Origin of the sequence: Pseudomonas syringae pv. cilantro, from assembly GCF_001293775.1 — a bacterium.
GTDB lineage: Bacteria > Pseudomonadota > Gammaproteobacteria > Pseudomonadales > Pseudomonadaceae > Aquipseudomonas > Aquipseudomonas syringae_P.
The window spans coordinates 420,751-436,903 of sequence record NZ_LGLN01000033.1 but is presented as its reverse complement, the minus strand read 5'-3'; the positions used below and the strand labels follow the sequence as shown (position 1 = coordinate 436,903).

The window sequence follows — 16,153 nt, the reverse complement described above, 5'->3', positions numbered from 1 at the left end:
CCAGCCTGCCACCCGGAAATACGTGCGTCAGCGTTTTCATGCCCGGCCATCAGGCATGGCACAATTGCATCTGTTGTCCCTGAAGGAGTTCAGCCATGTCATCCGTCACCCGCCGTCGCGACCTGTATGTGTCATTGAAGCTGATTGTCTGCATCGCACTGGGCATCTGGCTGGGTGCAATGGCTGTCTTTCTGACCGGCCTGCTGTATTACAAAAGTCTGCCACCGGCCCAGACCCAGGCGCTGGAACAGGCAGCCGCACGACTCAGCGCTCCGCCTGCACAGAAGGCCGGGAACGTGGCCGAACCGCAGACCGAAATGTTTCGCAAATACGAGCAAAGCCTGCGTGAAAGCGAGGCCCGGCAGGCTCGCGAACAGGTTGAGGAGCAGCAACAGCGCACCTTCAGCCGCTCGAAATGCGACTTCTGGCTACAGCAGGACCGCACTGCGCCCAGCGAAAAAAGCCGTGCCAGCATCAATCAGTTCTGCGGATAACTCATGAACAAGCAAGACGTACTGCAATTGATCATCGACACGCTGAAAATCGATCTGGACATTGCGCAACGCGCAGCGCAGACCGCTTACGAAACGGCCACCCACGAAGAAAACATCGCCGAGAACAAATACGACACGCTGGGGCTGGAGGCATCTTATCTGGCTGCAGGCCAGGCGCGAAGGGTCGAAGAGATACGCCAATCGCTTGCGCACTATCACAGCTGGTCACTAAAGCCGTTTGATGAATCGCGCGGCATTCAGACCGGTGATCTGGTCGTCGTCGAAACAGAAAACGGGCAGACGCAGCATCTGTTTCTGGGCCCGGACGCTGCCGGGCTGAAGGTGTTCACCCATGAACGATTGATCACGGTCATTACCGCTCGTGCGCCATTGGGGCAGAGTCTGCTCGGCAAACTCGAGAACGATGAGGTGCAGATTGTCATCAATGGCAGCGGACAATCCTACGTGATCACACAAGCCTTGTGACACAGCCCGCAATTACAGGGTTGATCACGCCAAGTTTTTATGGGTAAGGTGGGCCGTCGCTAAAAACTACTGCAACAGGGGCTACATCAAAGCGAGCAAGGACTAACACCAAGGAGATTTTTCATGACGAACGTCATAGCATTCCCTGACGCCCATGAACGTGATCGCCTGAAGTCCAGTCAAGATCCGGCGTTGAGGTACCTGAACCAAAAAGAGCGACAATTGATCGACCAACTTCGGTCGACCAGCCATGCAGGACGGCAGTACGTTTACGATTATGCGAGCATCATGCATTTGTCCAGGCCGTTATATCCTGAGCCAGTGGACTGACCGGGCATTGTAGAGCTGACCGTGAGCTGCACCGACACCCCGGCGCAGCTCGCATGACTCAAGCGGTCAACGGGTCAGCGAAAAAATCAGTGCCGAGATCGCCACCATACCCGCAGCAACCACAAAATAGTTGGACCATGCGCCTGCATATTTGCGCATGGAAGGCACCTTGTAGATCGCATACATCGGCATCAGAAACAGCAAGACCGAAATCACCGGACCGCCCAGGTTCTCTATCATGCCCAGAATGCTTGGGTCGAGCGTCGCCACCACCCAGCACACCACGAGCATGAACGCCGCCGTCATACGGTCCAGCGCTTTCGCCTGCGGACGGCGTCCGGATTTCAGAACCAGCCCTTTCAAGCCTTCGCTGGCACCAATGTAGTGGCCGAGAAATGACTTGGAAATGGCCACGAACGCAATCAGCGGCGCGACAAATGCGATGGTCGGGTTGTTGAAGTGGTTGGCCAGATAGGACAGGATCGAGATGTTCTGTGCCTTGGCTTCAGCCAGTTGCGCGGGTGACAGGGTCAGCACGCAACTGAACACGAAGAACAGCACCATCACCACCATCAACACATGGGCGCGGGCCAGAATCTGCGAACTGCGCACCTCGGCATGCTCGCCGTACTGGCGTTTCTGATCGACCGCAAAAGCCGAGATGATCGGCGCATGGTTGAAAGAGAACACCATCACCGGAATCGCCAGCCAAAGGGTCGACAAAAACGCCGAGGGCTCAGGCAAGGTGGTTGCGGTACTGAGGATCCCGCCGGTCCAGTGCGGAATCAGAAACACGGCCAGAAACAACAATGCAACGATAAACGGATACACCATCACGCTCATGGCCTTGACGATGAACCGCTCGCCGCAGCGAATAAGCGCCAGCAGGCCCATGATCAGCACAAAAGCCAGCAGTGCACGCGGCGGTGGCGCGATGTGCAACTGGTGCTCTAGAAAGCTGCCCACCGTGTTGGTGAGAGCGACGCTGTAGATCAGCAGGATCGGGAAGATCGCGAAAAAATACAGCAAGGTGATCATCGCTCCGGCGCTCTTGCCGAAGTGCTGCTCGACCACTTCCGTTATATCGGCACCTTCACGGCCGGACAGCACGAAACGAGTCAGGCCACGGTGCGCATAAAACGTCATGGGAAACGCCAGCAGCGCCAGGGCCATCAAAGGCCAGAACCCCCCGATGCCTGCATTGATTGGCAAAAACAGAGTACCTGCACCAATGGCGGTACCGAATAATCCGAGCATCCAGGTGGTGTCATTACGGTTCCAAGAGGCGATGCTCTCGGGAGCTACGTCCAGACGTTCTACGACGCCATTAGCCTGATCATTCATCCGGTCGACTCTCCGTGGCCGGTTTATCAAAAAGAGAAGTGCGTCAAAAACGCCGGCAGCTCGGCACCTCCCTCGAAAACAGCGGGCGAGATTGTCCGGGATTGGCGCCAGAAGTCAAAGGCTTGTAGGACAATAGTTGTCATTCCGTAGGGCCTTTCCGTGGCGCACGCCTTCTGGAGCAAGGCCTGGCGGTCAATCGACCTCTTGTCGTGCGCAAGGCGTTTTTTACGCGGTCGGCTGATCGAAGGCCCATCAATCACCTTACATTCAGGCACAGTTGCGCGTTTTGCATAAAAAGGGACAGGCGATACCATCGCCGCGCGCACGTCAGGCCAGTGAGTTTTCAGCTGCGCAGGTCACTGCGCAGATCAGCTAAAGCGCCTTCAAGAGCCGGAATACATGTTGAGTATCAATGCAGGACCCTTTGCCATCGCAGTGACGCACGTGCTGCTGCTGACCGCCCTTGTGCTGGCAACACTGGTCGAAGGCCGATGCGTACGGCATCTCGAGCCAAAAAAGACCGCCGTATTCGGACTGTTCATTGTTGGCCTTCTCACGGCACGTATTGCCTTTGTCGGTGCCTATTTCCCTCAATACAGTGACTCGCCGTGGCAGATGCTGGACATCCGTGACGGTGGCTTTCTGGTCTGGCCGGGTATTGCCGGTGCCGTGCTGGGCGCGTTGATTCTCGGTTGGCGACACCCGCAGCGGCGTCGCGCGCTGGTATTCGGGCTGGGCACCGGGCTGTTTGTCTGGACGTTGGGCAGCCTGATTCTGAGCAGCTATCAACAAGGCACGCCATTGCCGCAAACAACGCTGCGCGACATAAAGGGCGAACCCGTCAGAATCTCTGACTACCAAGGCAAACCAGTGGTCATCAACCTGTGGGCTACCTGGTGCCCGCCGTGCAGAAGGGAAATGCCGGTACTGCGAGATATGCAGCGGGAGCGGACGGACGTTGTATTTCTGTTCGTCAATCAGGCCGAAAGTGCCGATACGGTCAGTCGCTATCTGTCGGCCCAAGGCCTGGAACTGCGCAACAGTCTGCTCGACACGGACGGCGAGTTTGCCCGGCAGGTCGGCTCTGTGGCGCTCCCCACGACGCTGTTCTACTCCCGGCAAGGACACTTGACCGGCAGCCATCTCGGCGAAATGTCCAGAGCCAGCCTGACCCGTTACCTGGGCGCCCAAAGCGGAATTGGTTCGCAGGATTCGGTTTCAGGCGGCAATCAGGAGTGAAAGCCTGCTGCATCGATTCATCTATCCATGTATAAATGCGCTGACACTTTGGTCATCTCTGGAGACTCAGCGCATGCGTTACGCGCTCGATCATAAGGCCCAAACCCACCAACGCATCGTCAAGGAAGCGTCTATGCGCTTTCGCCGCGACGGCATTGGTGCTACCGGCTTGCAACCTTTGATGAAAGCACTCGGCTTGACCCACGGTGGCTTCTACGCGCATTTCAAATCCAAGGATGATCTGGTCGAACAGGCAATGAGTCACGCCCTCGACGAGGTAAAAGGAATCACCAGCGAAGTTTTTGCCAGACCGGACTCGCTCAGTGAATTCATTGATCTCTACCTCTCACTAGCCAGCCGCGACGCCCCTGATGGCGGATGCCCCCTGCCCAGCATATGCCTGGAACTGGGGCAGCGCGACCAACCCAGCGAGGTCACAGATGAAATCATCCTTCATTTGCTCGAACTGTTTGATAAAACCATTCCCGCGGCAGGTTCCGAGTCCAGAAGCCTGCCGATATTGTCTACCCTGGTAGGCGGTCTTGTGCTGTCGCGCAGTGCGTTCGACGAGGAACTGTCAGAGCGTATCCTGAATACCACCAAGGACTATCTCAAACAGGAGATCAGAAAAACTGCAAACTGATACGGTGGAAGCGGAAGGCACTGCAGAATAACTTTCTACACCACGGTGGATAAAAGAAAGGCCGATCATTGATCGGCCTTTCTTTTCAAAGGTTACAACTTTCAGTCAATGGCAAGCTTGTCACGATTCCTTTCCAGAATGGCTTTGCCTATTCCCTTTACTTCAATCAACTCATCCACCGACGTGAACTCGCCATTACTTTCTCTGTAGGCAACAATGGCGTCAGCTTTGTTCTTGCCGATACCGGCCAGCTCCTTCTGAAGGGTCAATGCATCGGCCGTATTCAGATTGACCCTGTCGTTGCGCTGCTCCTGAACAACGGCGCTAGCTGCGGTCTCCATTGGAGGCTGAGACGCGGGGGCGGCATTTACCGCAACCGAAGCACTGGTGAGCAAGGCAAAGATCAGAGCGCTGAAGAAAGTGGTTCGCATAGTTAAAGCTCCATAGCAGTTCAAGGCAGCATTCCACATGCTGTGCCCGAAACTTAGACCAATGCGTCCCGGTAAAAAAGAAGTGCTGCGTTGCGACGTATGTCCATATCAATCAGCGTATTTCGACACTCGCAAAACACGCAGATTTTCAGTAGGAATCACTTTCACCGCTGCGTTCCTGATACATCCAGTCAACAATTTCGCCTTCCGGCGTATAGCCATTTACTGTTTCGCGCAACAATTGGCGGACACTGTTGTAATCGTCGCGCTCAACGGCGTCCAGCAGTTTGTTCAGTCGACCTTTCAACACATCCCAAGGCAGAAAATCTTCACTTGCGCTCATGATCATCGGGTGCTCGGTGGCCACGACATTATCGCCAATCAACAGCTCTTCGTAGAGCTTCTCACCAGGCCGCAAACCGGTAAACTCGATGGATATGTCGCCTTGCGGATTTTTTTCCGAACGAATGGCCAGGCCTGACAGGTGAATCATCTTCTCGGCCAGCTCGACAATCTTGACCGGCTCGCCCATGTCCAGAACGAACACGTCCCCGCCGTGCCCCATCGAGCCTGCCTGAATGACCAGTTGAGCCGCTTCGGGGATGGTCATGAAGTAACGGGTGATCTTCGGATGGGTCACCGTCAGCGGCCCGCCAGACTGGATCTGCTTGTGAAAAAGTGGAATGACCGACCCCGATGAGCCCAGTACGTTACCGAAGCGAACCATGGTAAAGCGGGTCTTGTTGACCTGATGGACGTTGGCCTTGTCACCAAAAATGACCGGGGCCGCTTCGCGACTCAGCGCCTGCAGGATGAGTTCGGCCAGACGCTTGGTGCTGCCCATGACATTGGTTGGCCGGACAGCCTTATCGGTGGAGATCAGAACGAAGTTGGCGACCCCGGCCTGTAGCGCCGCCTGAGCCGTATGGAGGGTGCCCACGACATTGTTGATCACGCCTTCGGCAATGTTGTGCTCGACCATCGGTACGTGTTTGTAGGCCGCCGCATGGTAAACCGTGTCAACTTTCCAGGTTTTCATGATCGACAGCAACTTGGGATGATTGCGCACCGAGCCGAGAATAGGCAGCAATTTGACCGAGAGTGACTCACGCGCCGAGCGGTGTTCGAGCTCGGACAAAATGTTGTAAAGATTGAATTCACTGTGATCCAGCAACAGCAACTGGGTAGGCTGCAGCAATAGAATCTGACGGCACAGTTCAGCACCGATCGAACCACCGGCGCCGGTCACCAGCACGGTCTTGCCCTTGATGCAGTGCTCGAGCAGATTATCGCGCGCCGGTACGGAATCGCGTCCCAGCAAGTCGGCGATATCGACTTCTTGCAGGTCGTCGACCTTGACCCTGCCTGCCGCCAGATCCATGAACCCGGGAACACTTCGTACCTTGAGCGGAAAACCTTCCAGAAAACCGAGTATCTCGCGACGACGGCCGCGCGACGAAGACGGAATCGCCAGCAGGATCTCCTGGGCTCCCGTGGTATCGATCATGCGCTGGATATTGCGCGGCTTGTAGACCTGAAGGCCGGAAATCACTCGATTGGAGATAGATTCATCATCATCGATGAACGCCACCGGGTGCATCAGTCGCCCCATGCGCAGTGCAGCGACCAACTGATTGCCCGCAGCCCCGGCGCCATAAATCGCCACCTTCTGCAAACCGTTATTGCTTTTGGCGAACGGCACGTGCTGGGCAGCCGCGAACCAGTCCCCCAGAAAGTACTGCCTCATCGCCAGGCGCAGACCGCCAATCATCACCATGCTCAACCACCAGTAGTTGAAGATGACCGAGCGCGGGACCAGTTGCTGATGATTGCTGTAGACGTAGACCAGGCAGCCGAGAATCAACGAGGCCATGGTTACGGCCTTGATGATCGCAATCAGGGCATCGTTGCCGAAGTAACGCATGACTGCGCGGTACATGCCGAAACGGATGAACAGCGGAATGGCGGCACACGGCGCACTGATGAAAAGCCAGGTGTGCTTTTCCAGCGGGTTGACGAGCTCATCGATGCCCAGCCGCACGACGAACGCCATCCAGAGGGCGAGCCAGACAAGAACCACATCAGCAGCAACCTGAAGGATGCGCTTCTTGCGGCGGGGTAGAGCCAGCAATCTGGCTCGCAACCTGCTCATCAATTGTTTAATGCTCCGTTATGCACCGACTGAAACACCACTCAAACAGCGGACTGTGAAACAGCTACGTGTCTGAGACAACCAGAAAATCGCTTCGTTACATCCTTTCTGCCCCGCCAGCACTGAACCTCAATGCCAGTAAAACAAGGGGTATATAGGCAATGGTCGTCCATATCAGCCCATCTCCCCCCTTCAACGCCACCCACATCGCCACGGGCAGCAACCAGACCAGATTGATCAGGCCGACAGCCAGTGTGACGGGCCAATGCTTGCCGTAGCGCCGTGAAGCAAACTGATAGGCATGGCTTCGATGGGCTTCATAGACCCTTTCCCCGCGCATCAGGCGACGACCAAGCGTCACGGTAGCATCGACGATAAAGACGCCCAGCAGAATCAACCAGGACCAGAATAGCTGAGATGACGCCCAGGATGCCTGAACGGATAGCACACCCAGGACCAGCCCGAGAAACCCGCTGCCGGCATCCCCCATGAATATTCGCGCGGGCGGGAAATTCCAGTAAAGAAAACCGGCGACAGCCGCAGCCAGAAGCAAAGGGCTCCACGCCAGCCCGGCAAAACCTGCCAGAACGTAAATCAGACTCATGCCTGCACATACGGTGACGGCTTCGACGCTGGCGATACCGTCGATACCGTCCATGAAGTTGTAAAGGTTCAGCATCCACACCAGATAAAACGCCGCGAGAATCTGTCCGATCAGGCCGGGTGCAAAGGTCCATCCCAGGATATTCAGCGGTGCCAGCCCGCCCAGCCAGGCGAGTGCCCATCCAGCAGCAACGAAATGCCCCAACAGACGCCAGCGTGCAGCGATATGGCCATGATCGTCCATGAAGCCGATCAATGCGACCAGACCTGCAGACCCGACGATGGCCACCAGTGTCGCTATCGACACCTGACCGGCCCAGGCAAGCATCGATATCGCCAGCAGAAAGGCAATGACAATCGAAACACCGCCGCCTCGTGGCGTGGGTATCGAATGCGAGCTGCGCGCGTTCGGCAGGTCGATCAGACTTTTGGCCAAGGCATACTTGCGCAACAACGACGTTAAAATCAGAGACAGAAGCGCAATAGCGATTACTGACAGCCACTCAATCATGCTTATCATGTTCCAGCTGTTCATACCGTGGCTTTTCAGACCGTGAATAATATCGAGCAGTATCCCGCATGGCCTCCTCGATACTCACCGGTGGACGCCAGTTCAGCATCGTACAGGTTTTACTGATATCGACCTGCAAAGAGCTGCACAACCGCTGCGAAAACGCTCTTTTCCCCAGCAGCGCCGCTGCGCCCTTCAAGACTCCCACAGGCACCGGCAACAATCGGGCAGGCCTGCCAAGCGCGTTGCCCATTGCTTGCAGCAACCGGGTCGTTGATACATCGTCCCCATCACTGACCAGAAAGGTCTGATTCGCCGCAGCAGGGTGATGAACGCAGACCAGGATGAGATCAGCGAGGTTGTCCACTGCCACCAGACTTCGGCGATTGTGAATCGCACCCAGCGGTAGGGGTATGCCTCTGTCCAGCCAGCGCATCATGTTCATGAAGTTGGCCTTCACACCCGGGCCGTAAACCAGAACCGGGCGAATGATCACCACCTGCATGCCCGTGCGGGCCGCCAGCTCACGCAGCCCTTCTTCGGCTTTCTGCTTGGAGACGCCATAAGCATCCAGTGGCTCACACGGGTCATCGGCCCGAAAAGGCGCATCCGGCAGCGTTAGCTCTCCATTGGCTTTGATAGAGCTCAGAAATATGAAACGCCCTACGCCCGCAGCAGCAGCCTGTTCTGCAAGGTTGAGTGTGGCGGCAACGTTGACCTGAAAGTACTCCTGATCCGGCTCAGCTGCGTGCTCGCTCACTACATGCACACGGGCGGCGCAATGAATAACCACATCAGCGCCGGTTACAAAAGACCCCCATTGGTTATCCGGCGCAAGTGAGCTCACCTGCACACTTTCGACGCGATCCGCAGGTGACGCATATGCCCCCCTGACAGCAACCCGGACAGAATGGTCAGTCTTGTCGAGCAAATGGCGAACTACCGCACGCCCTACAAAACCCGTCGCACCTGTTATCGCAACCAATGCAACACTCATACAGAAGCGCCTTCAAATCAATCAAATATTCCTCATGTAACGCTTTTTGACAACTAAAATATTTTCTATTTATCAGACAACTTTTTTGGACACACAGGCTTCTCCATCGAAACGATCTTATATAGACACTCGGCAAAGCGGGATTCAACTGTCGCCGTTGAAGTGATTCATGTTAAAGAGCCACTTCAACGGCATTGGCTATCAGGGAATGATCAGATCCACGATGCGCTTTTCAAGCATATATTTGCGCGCCAGAACACTTCCCAATGCCTTCTTCGCCCCGGCCTCGCCATGTACAAGGCGGATCTGCCCTGGCCATTCGCTCATGCCGGTCACGAACTCGACCAGGCCTGCCTGATCGGCATGGGCCGAATACCCCTTGACCGTATGGACACCGGCACGAATGTCATAACGCTCTCGATCAAGCTCCACGTAGCCACCCAGCGGACCGTGAGCCTGAATGGCAGCGCCAGGTGTTTCCTTGCCCTGATAACCGACAAACACTACGTTATGCCGACTGTCGCCCAGCATGGCTTTCAGGTAGTTGACGATCCTGCCTCCGGCACACATGCCGTTACCGGCAATCACGATAGCGGGCCGCGCCGTGCTGGCGAGGTAATTGACAGTACGGATGTGCTCTTCATGCGTGTCGACAGTGACCAGTTGAGCGAAGCCCAACGGTGCCCTGCCCTCGTCGATGCGTTCACGAGCATCGTCATCCCAGTAGTCTTCGAAAGACTGATAGACCCCTGTAAAGCGCTTCGCCAACGGCGAATCGAGGATGACTGGCAACCGCGACCAGTCCGCCGGGCCTGCGTCACCTACGCTCTCGGCGGAAGTAGCCAATAGCGCCTTGCGACGTAGAATATCTTCCAGCTCGTAGAGCAATTCCTGGGTGCGCCCGATGCTGAACGCCGGTATCAGAACGGTACCTTGATCTTCCAGCGCCTTGTCGATGATTTGCTCAAGGGTTTGCTGACGAATGCCACGATCCTCGTGGAGACGGTCACCATAGGTGCTTTCCAGAATCAGGATATCAGCGCGCTCGGGTGGCTTGGGAGCTGGCAGAAAAGGCGTCTCGCTCGCGCCCAGGTCGCCGGAAAAAACCACCCGCACGGAACGCTCTTCCAGCGGATAGTACAACTCGCACTCTATATAAGCCGAACCCAGGATATGCCCCGCGCGCTGCAGCCGAACCTTGCACCGCAGCGCTTCGTTATCGACCAGACTGAACCAGTTGTCGAATGGCAAGGCGATAATGCGCTTGTTGATGTCCTTCAAGGTTTGCCCGGCCAGCAGCGGATCATGCCCCAACTGGTTTTTAAGGATGTCTTCCATGACAAGCGGCAGCAGGTGGGCACTGGGCTCGCTGCATAGAATAGGCCCCGTGTAGCCCGAAGCCAGCAGCTCGGGAATACGCCCGACATGGTCATTGTGTACGTGAGTGATCAGCAGCGCGCTGATCGACTCGGGGACGAACGTGAATGAGCTGGCCTCTGCCTGCCCGGTTCGTTCCTGTACCGAGCCGCAATCGATCAGCAGGTTGCTGAACGCATCCATGCACAGTTGATGACTCGAGCCTGTGACCGTATCGATTGCGCCATGATGAATGATATCCGGATAATACATGCAGTTCCCTTATTTCGCCGATCTGGAGTTGTCGCCTGGCACTTTCCACCATCAGGCCCGGAGCACATGTTTCGATACATTTCAGGCTCGAAATGCTTGCTTTCCAGATCTGACAAAAGACAGTTGAAACCAGCGCTATCAACATTGCGAAAAGAATATAACCGGAGTGATCTTTAAAATGGCGACACCAGTTTAAAAAGCGAACATTCCTACACAAAAAGGTAACCGCTATTCAACTAAGCAGCGAATAACCTTACAAAAATATACTGTTTTTGGATAATGCCCGGAGACAGGCTGCGCAGGACCCGATAGCCGCGCTTTACGCGAGGGTCCCAGAGGAGAGAAAAAAGGGGACGAGGTATCATTTCGCCGGATGTGCATCCGACGAGGCTTGCCTAGGCAACTCAGACCGAGCGAGCGGTCGACGTGCGCCTTTTACGCAAGCTGGCTATCCAGGCGAACACCGGGCCGATGAGCATGCCCAGAAGCAAAGCAAGGACGACGGGCAGCGCCAGCGGAAGATCGGGCGCAGACCAGCCAAAGAAATTCATGGAAACGGACTGCCTGTTTTCAAGCACAAACACCAGGGTCGCCAAAGCAACCAGCAACACAGCTACAGAAAGAATGACTTTTTTAAAAATACGCATCGGGTGATCCTGTGATTGACGGCGTCAAACGCCCTCTTCTTCATCCTCGTTGACCCTGTCTCGCAGCTCCTTGCCCGGCTTGAAATGCGGGACAAACTTGCCATCGAGGCTGACTGACTGGCCGGTCTTGGGGTTACGCCCTACTCGCGGCGCCCGATAATGCAGGGAAAAGCTGCCAAACCCGCGAATTTCTATCCGGTCACCGGTGGCCAGGCACTGGGACATTTGTTCAAGCATGGTCTTGATGGCCAGCTCGACATCCTTGGATGAGAGCAGCCCTTGATGGGTGACAATTCGTTCGATCAACTCCGACTTCGTCATATTTTTCCCTTCTTTTTCAAGCAGCTAGATCAGCGCTCCGAAGGTTTTAGCATGACCGGAAGAATTTGAACAGCCCATGTATTGACTTATGTTTAGCATTGTCAACCAGGCATAAACATATTGCAGGCGGGTGACAGAGCAACGGGCTCGAAAAGCCGGAACAGCGGGCATGAAAAAGGGCGACCGAAGTCGCCCTTTTTCTGGTCAAGCAGAACTTAGTTCTGTTTTTCCATTTGCGCGCGCAGCAGGTCACCAATGGTGGTAGGACCAGTGCTTTCAGCAACTTCAGGCTTGCTACGCAGGCTCTGGATTGCTTCTTTCTCGTCTTCAACGTCTTTCGACTTGATGGACAAGCTGATTACGCGGCTCTTGCGATCAACGCTGATGATCTTGGCTTCGATCTCTTCGCCTTCCTTCAGAACGTTACGCGCGTCTTCAACGCGGTCACGGCTGATTTCGGAAGCCTTGAGGGTCGCTTCGATGTCGTCGGCCAAGGTGATGATGGCGCCTTTGGCGTCAACTTCTTTAACGATACCGCGAACGATAGCGCCCTTGTCATTGACAGTGACGTACTCGGAGAACGGATCGCTTTCCAGCTGCTTGATACCCAGCGAGATACGCTCACGCTCAGGATCAACCGACAGGATCACGGTGTCGAGCTCGTCGCCCTTCTTGAAGCGACGTACGGCTTCTTCGCCCACTTCGTTCCAGGAGATGTCGGACAGGTGAACCAGACCGTCGATGCCGCCGTCCAGACCAATGAAGATACCGAAATCGGTGATCGACTTGATGGTGCCGGAGATTTTATCGCCCTTGTTGAACTGGCCAGAAAAATCTTCCCATGGGTTGGATTTGCACTGTTTGATGCCGAGGGAGATACGACGACGCTCTTCGTCGATGTCCAGAACCATGACTTCCACTTCGTCGCCAACCTGAACGACTTTCGACGGGTGGATGTTCTTGTTGGTCCAGTCCATTTCGGAAACGTGTACCAGGCCTTCCACGCCTTCTTCCAGCTCTGCAAAGCAGCCGTAGTCGGTCAGGTTGGTAACACGCGCGGTAACGCGGGTGCTTTCCGGGTAACGAGCCTTGATAGCAACCCATGGGTCTTCACCCAGTTGCTTCAGGCCCAGGGAAACACGATTGCGCTCGCGATCGTACTTCAGAACCTTTACATCGATCTCATCGCCGACGTTGACGATTTCCGATGGATGCTTGATACGCTTCCAGGCCATGTCGGTAATGTGCAGCAGGCCATCGACGCCACCCAGATCGACGAATGCGCCGTAATCGGTGAGGTTCTTGACGATACCTTTGACTTGCTGACCTTCCTGCAGGGACTCGAGCAGAGCTTCGCGCTCGGCACTGTTCTCGGCTTCCAGGACACTGCGACGGGAAACGACAACGTTGTTGCGCTTCTGGTCCAGCTTGATGACCTTGAACTCGAGCTCTTTGCCTTCCAGGTGAGTCGTGTCACGCACAGGGCGGACGTCAACCAGAGAACCAGGCAGGAACGCACGGATGCCGTTAACGTCGACAGTGAAGCCGCCTTTAACCTTACCGTTGATAACGCCCTTGACCACTTCTTCAGCTGCGAAAGCCGCTTCCAGAACGATCCAGCACTCGGCACGCTTGGCTTTTTCGCGGGACAGCTTGGTTTCGCCAAAGCCATCTTCGACCGCGTCCAGCGCAACGTGAACTTCATCACCGATCTTGATGGTCAGCTCGCCAGCGTCGTTGTGAAACTGTTCCAGCGGGATGAGGCCTTCAGATTTCAGACCGGCGTGAACCGTAACCCAACCTGCCTGGTAGTCGATATCCACGATGATCGCGGTGATGATCGAACCGGCCTGAAGGTTGAGGGTCTTTAGGCTTTCTTCAAAAAGTTCTGCAAAGCTTTCGCTCATTTTAATTCCTGTTGATCAAGGGCGAAGGATACGCCCATCTGCCACGCTCCAGACAACGTGGGTTTCGTTCAAGTAAAAGAAAGCGTGCAGGACTATGACTGGTCTCCCGCATGCTTCTTCGTCACCCGGCAATATCGCGAAGCGCGATTTCGCTCAGAATGCGTTCCAGCACCTGCTCGATGGACAACTCAGTGGAATCCAGCTGTATGGCGTCGTGCGCCGGCTTGAGCGGCGCTACCGCTCGCTGGGTGTCACGCTCGTCGCGTGCACATATCTCATCTAGCAGACTCGACAGACTAACATCATCGCCTTTGGCCTTCAACTGCAAGTAACGGCGGCGCGCACGTTCCTCGGCACTCGCAGTGAGGAATATCTTCAATGGCGCTTCCGGAAAAACCACCGTTCCCATGTCGCGTCCATCCGCAACCAGCCCCGGCTCTTCCTGGAAGGCGCGCTGGCGCAGCAGCAGGGCGTCGCGCACTGCAGGCAGGGACGCGACTTGCGAAGCGCCGCTGCCGATCTGCTCATTGCGGATCGCCTGCGTCACATCCTCACCCTCAAGAATGATGCGCTGGCCCTGCCCGCCTTTCGTCGCCTCGAACTGAACATCCAGATGGGCGGCAAGCAGTTTGAGCGCTTCTTCATTAGTCAGGTCGACGCCGTGATTACGTGCGGCGAAGGCCAGCAATCGGTAGAGCGCACCGGAATCAAGCAGGCACCAGCCCAGCCGTCTGGCCAGCAATCCTGCAACCGTGCCTTTTCCGGAACCGCTAGGTCCGTCGATGGTGATAACGGGGGGTTTGATCTTCACTTTTTGTCCTCTTGCGCTACACGCATACCGACTTGAGCGCACAGCGCCAGAAAATGGGGAAATACTGTGGCGGCATCCGCGCAATCGTGAATACGGATGGGCGCCGAAGCCCGTAATGATGCCACTCGAAATGCCATGACGACACGCGGGTCGCCGCGAGCATCGATCTCGCCGCCCCCCGGCATACCGCCTTGAATAATGATGCCATCCAGCACCTGTTCGACATCGATGCCAAGGGCCAGCAGACCGTCGGCCATCAGTTTGACGCACTCAGCCTCTTCAGCCTGCAACGCTTGTGCTCCGCGCAGAATGGTACGCCCTTCTGCGAACGCTGCGGCAACCAGCAGCACCGGAAACATATCCAGTGCAATCGGCACCAGCGCCTCTGGAATATCCGCGCCCTTCAAACGAGCCGAACGCACATGCACATCGGCCAATGATTCGCCCGCCCGTTCGCGGACGTTTTGCAGCACGATATCCGCCCCCATGAGGCGCAGAATATCGACGGCACCCGCACAGGCAGCGCTGATACCGACATCGTCGAGAAGCAGGTCGCAGCCTTCGCTGATCGACACTGCGACCATGAAAAACACTGCAGAAGCCTCATCGACCGGCCCTTTGATGGCATGGCTGACGCCATCTCCGGCGCGAACCCGGGCAACCGGACCGTCCACAGCAGTGGTTTCGACTCGGGCGCGACTGGCAAGAATCCGGCCGAAATGTTCGCGTGCAGCCCTGGCACGGGTAAACACTTCCAGCAATTGCGGACCATCGCCTGCATCTACAGCATCGCGCAAGGCGTCCAGATCGCTGCGGAACGTGTCCAGCGTGCGCAACACCGCCTCGCGATTAGCCATGAAGATGTCGTGCCACATGGTCGGGTCGCTGCCTGCAATCCGCGTGAAATCACGAAAGCCGCCAGCGGCGTACCTGAATATTTCGAGGTTCTCGTTACGCTTGGCCAGCGAATCGACCAGGCCGAAGGCCAGCAAATGCGGCAGATGACTGGTGGCAGCCAGCACTTCGTCGTGACGCTCGACCTGCATGTGCTCGACATCGGCACCCAGCGCAGCCCACAGCTGGTGGACAATCGCGACAGCCTGAGGGTCGGTTTCGGGCAGCGGTGTAAGGATCACCTTGTGACGCCGGAACAACGCGGCATTGGACGCTTCCACCCCGCTCTGCTCGGACCCGGCAATCGGATGCCCGGGCACGAAACGCGGCAGCACGTCGCCAAACGCCAGGCGCGCCGCCCGGACCACATTGCCTTTGGCACTGCCGACATCGGTCAGAATCGCATTGCCAAGCTCCATGGACGCCAGCAGCCCGAGGAGTTTTTCCATCGCCAGTATCGGGACTGCCAGCTGAATCACATCGGCACCGCTGCACGCGGCAGCAAGGTCCGCTTCACAACGATCCACAACGCCCAGCTCTACCGCCAACACACGCGATTGCGGATCAAGATCGACGCCGACCACCTCGCTACACAGACCGCTCTCGCGAACGCCTTTGGCAAAAGACCCGCCGATCAGGCCGAGCCCCACCACCACCAGACGGCCGATAACGGGCCGGGCCGATCGCCCTGAAATCACTTCAACCACGCGCACG

Annotated in this window: 16 protein-coding genes; 5 read left to right on the top strand and 11 right to left on the bottom strand. The window is 56.4% G+C overall.

Going from position 1 to position 16,153, the window contains the following annotated elements; all coding sequences use genetic code 11:
- Positions 1–95 precede the first annotated feature (95 nt).
- The 3 genes from ABJ99_RS08930 (at position 96) to ABJ99_RS08920 (ending at position 1,310) form a co-directional block, all read left to right on the top strand.
- Positions 96–494, top strand: coding sequence for a hypothetical protein (locus tag ABJ99_RS08930; RefSeq protein WP_054085510.1), 399 nt, complete (start codon positions 96–98; stop codon positions 492–494).
- 3 nt (positions 495–497) lie between these two features.
- A complete protein-coding gene (locus ABJ99_RS08925) occupies positions 498–980 on the top strand; it encodes a GreA/GreB family elongation factor (RefSeq protein WP_054085509.1) in 483 nt (160 codons plus the stop codon).
- Between the two features lie 123 nt (positions 981–1,103).
- Entirely contained in the window at positions 1,104–1,310 is a 207-nt protein-coding gene (locus tag ABJ99_RS08920) for a hypothetical protein (RefSeq protein WP_007251432.1), read from the top strand.
- A 66-nt stretch (positions 1,311–1,376) separates the two neighbouring features.
- Here the strand turns inward: ABJ99_RS08920 and ABJ99_RS08915 are convergent, their stop codons facing one another.
- Positions 1,377–2,654 (bottom strand): aromatic amino acid transport family protein, encoded by a 1,278-nt coding sequence (locus ABJ99_RS08915; protein ID WP_054085508.1) that lies wholly within the window; start codon positions 2,652–2,654, stop codon positions 1,377–1,379.
- A gap of 399 nt (positions 2,655–3,053) precedes the next feature.
- Between ABJ99_RS08915 and ABJ99_RS08905 the strand changes: the two genes are divergently transcribed.
- On the top strand, positions 3,054–3,893 hold the full coding sequence (locus ABJ99_RS08905; RefSeq protein WP_054085506.1) for a TlpA disulfide reductase family protein: 840 nt from the start codon (positions 3,054–3,056) through the stop codon (positions 3,891–3,893).
- Positions 3,894–3,966: 73 nt separating this feature from the next.
- Positions 3,967–4,536 (top strand): TetR/AcrR family transcriptional regulator, encoded by a 570-nt coding sequence (locus tag ABJ99_RS08900; protein ID WP_054085505.1) that lies wholly within the window; start codon positions 3,967–3,969, stop codon positions 4,534–4,536.
- Between the two features lie 101 nt (positions 4,537–4,637).
- Here the strand turns inward: ABJ99_RS08900 and ABJ99_RS08895 are convergent, their stop codons facing one another.
- From ABJ99_RS08895 to ABJ99_RS08850, 10 genes are all read right to left on the bottom strand, one after another.
- Complete coding sequence (locus ABJ99_RS08895) at positions 4,638–4,967, bottom strand: ComEA family DNA-binding protein (protein WP_054085504.1); 330 nt, start codon at positions 4,965–4,967, stop codon at positions 4,638–4,640.
- Between the two features lie 148 nt (positions 4,968–5,115).
- Positions 5,116–7,119 (bottom strand): polysaccharide biosynthesis protein, encoded by a 2,004-nt coding sequence (locus ABJ99_RS08890; RefSeq protein WP_054085503.1) that lies wholly within the window; start codon positions 7,117–7,119, stop codon positions 5,116–5,118.
- A 97-nt stretch (positions 7,120–7,216) separates the two neighbouring features.
- Complete coding sequence (locus tag ABJ99_RS08885) at positions 7,217–8,233, bottom strand: MraY family glycosyltransferase (protein WP_054085502.1); 1,017 nt, start codon at positions 8,231–8,233, stop codon at positions 7,217–7,219.
- Positions 8,226–9,230, bottom strand: coding sequence for a UDP-glucose 4-epimerase family protein (locus tag ABJ99_RS08880; RefSeq protein ID WP_054085501.1), 1,005 nt, complete (start codon positions 9,228–9,230; stop codon positions 8,226–8,228). The genes ABJ99_RS08885 and ABJ99_RS08880 overlap by 8 nt, the downstream gene beginning before the upstream one ends.
- A gap of 201 nt (positions 9,231–9,431) precedes the next feature.
- On the bottom strand, positions 9,432–10,859 hold the full coding sequence (locus tag ABJ99_RS08875; protein ID WP_054085500.1) for an MBL fold metallo-hydrolase RNA specificity domain-containing protein: 1,428 nt from the start codon (positions 10,857–10,859) through the stop codon (positions 9,432–9,434).
- A 404-nt stretch (positions 10,860–11,263) separates the two neighbouring features.
- Entirely contained in the window at positions 11,264–11,506 is a 243-nt protein-coding gene (locus ABJ99_RS08870; protein ID WP_054085499.1) for a lipopolysaccharide assembly protein LapA domain-containing protein, read from the bottom strand.
- A gap of 24 nt (positions 11,507–11,530) precedes the next feature.
- The gene (gene ihfB / locus ABJ99_RS08865) at positions 11,531–11,827 is read right to left on the bottom strand and encodes an integration host factor subunit beta (RefSeq protein ID WP_003218804.1); all 297 of its coding nucleotides are present in this window, start codon (positions 11,825–11,827) and stop codon (positions 11,531–11,533) included.
- Between the two features lie 215 nt (positions 11,828–12,042).
- A complete protein-coding gene (gene rpsA / locus ABJ99_RS08860; RefSeq protein WP_002554562.1) occupies positions 12,043–13,734 on the bottom strand; it encodes a 30S ribosomal protein S1 in 1,692 nt (563 codons plus the stop codon).
- Positions 13,735–13,855: 121 nt separating this feature from the next.
- Positions 13,856–14,545, bottom strand: coding sequence for a (d)CMP kinase (gene cmk, locus ABJ99_RS08855; RefSeq protein WP_054085498.1), 690 nt, complete (start codon positions 14,543–14,545; stop codon positions 13,856–13,858).
- Positions 14,542–16,146, bottom strand: a complete 1,605-nt coding sequence (locus ABJ99_RS08850; protein ID WP_054085497.1) for a prephenate dehydrogenase/arogenate dehydrogenase family protein — start codon at positions 16,144–16,146, stop codon at positions 14,542–14,544. The genes cmk and ABJ99_RS08850 overlap by 4 nt, the downstream gene beginning before the upstream one ends.
- Positions 16,147–16,153: the final 7 nt, after the last annotated feature.

What these genes read in the sequence shown, in the direction of transcription:
- ABJ99_RS08930 (WP_054085510.1), top strand. Translation starts at nt 96, where the DNA reads ATGTCATCCGTCACCCGCCGTCGCGACCTGTATGTGTCATTGAAGCTG.
- ABJ99_RS08925 (WP_054085509.1), top strand. Translation starts at nt 498, where the DNA reads ATGAACAAGCAAGACGTACTGCAATTGATCATCGACACGCTGAAAATC.
- ABJ99_RS08920 (WP_007251432.1), top strand. Translation starts at nt 1,104, where the DNA reads ATGACGAACGTCATAGCATTCCCTGACGCCCATGAACGTGATCGCCTG.
- ABJ99_RS08915 (WP_054085508.1), bottom strand. Translation starts at nt 2,654, where the DNA reads ATGAATGATCAGGCTAATGGCGTCGTAGAACGTCTGGACGTAGCTCCC.
- ABJ99_RS08905 (WP_054085506.1), top strand. Translation starts at nt 3,054, where the DNA reads ATGTTGAGTATCAATGCAGGACCCTTTGCCATCGCAGTGACGCACGTG.
- ABJ99_RS08900 (WP_054085505.1), top strand. Translation starts at nt 3,967, where the DNA reads ATGCGTTACGCGCTCGATCATAAGGCCCAAACCCACCAACGCATCGTC.
- ABJ99_RS08895 (WP_054085504.1), bottom strand. Translation starts at nt 4,967, where the DNA reads ATGCGAACCACTTTCTTCAGCGCTCTGATCTTTGCCTTGCTCACCAGT.
- ABJ99_RS08890 (WP_054085503.1), bottom strand. Translation starts at nt 7,119, where the DNA reads ATGAGCAGGTTGCGAGCCAGATTGCTGGCTCTACCCCGCCGCAAGAAG.
- ABJ99_RS08885 (WP_054085502.1), bottom strand. Translation starts at nt 8,233, where the DNA reads ATGATTGAGTGGCTGTCAGTAATCGCTATTGCGCTTCTGTCTCTGATT.
- ABJ99_RS08880 (WP_054085501.1), bottom strand. Translation starts at nt 9,230, where the DNA reads ATGAGTGTTGCATTGGTTGCGATAACAGGTGCGACGGGTTTTGTAGGG.
- ABJ99_RS08875 (WP_054085500.1), bottom strand. Translation starts at nt 10,859, where the DNA reads ATGTATTATCCGGATATCATTCATCATGGCGCAATCGATACGGTCACA.
- ABJ99_RS08870 (WP_054085499.1), bottom strand. Translation starts at nt 11,506, where the DNA reads ATGCGTATTTTTAAAAAAGTCATTCTTTCTGTAGCTGTGTTGCTGGTT.
- ihfB (WP_003218804.1), bottom strand. Translation starts at nt 11,827, where the DNA reads ATGACGAAGTCGGAGTTGATCGAACGAATTGTCACCCATCAAGGGCTG.
- rpsA (WP_002554562.1), bottom strand. Translation starts at nt 13,734, where the DNA reads ATGAGCGAAAGCTTTGCAGAACTTTTTGAAGAAAGCCTAAAGACCCTC.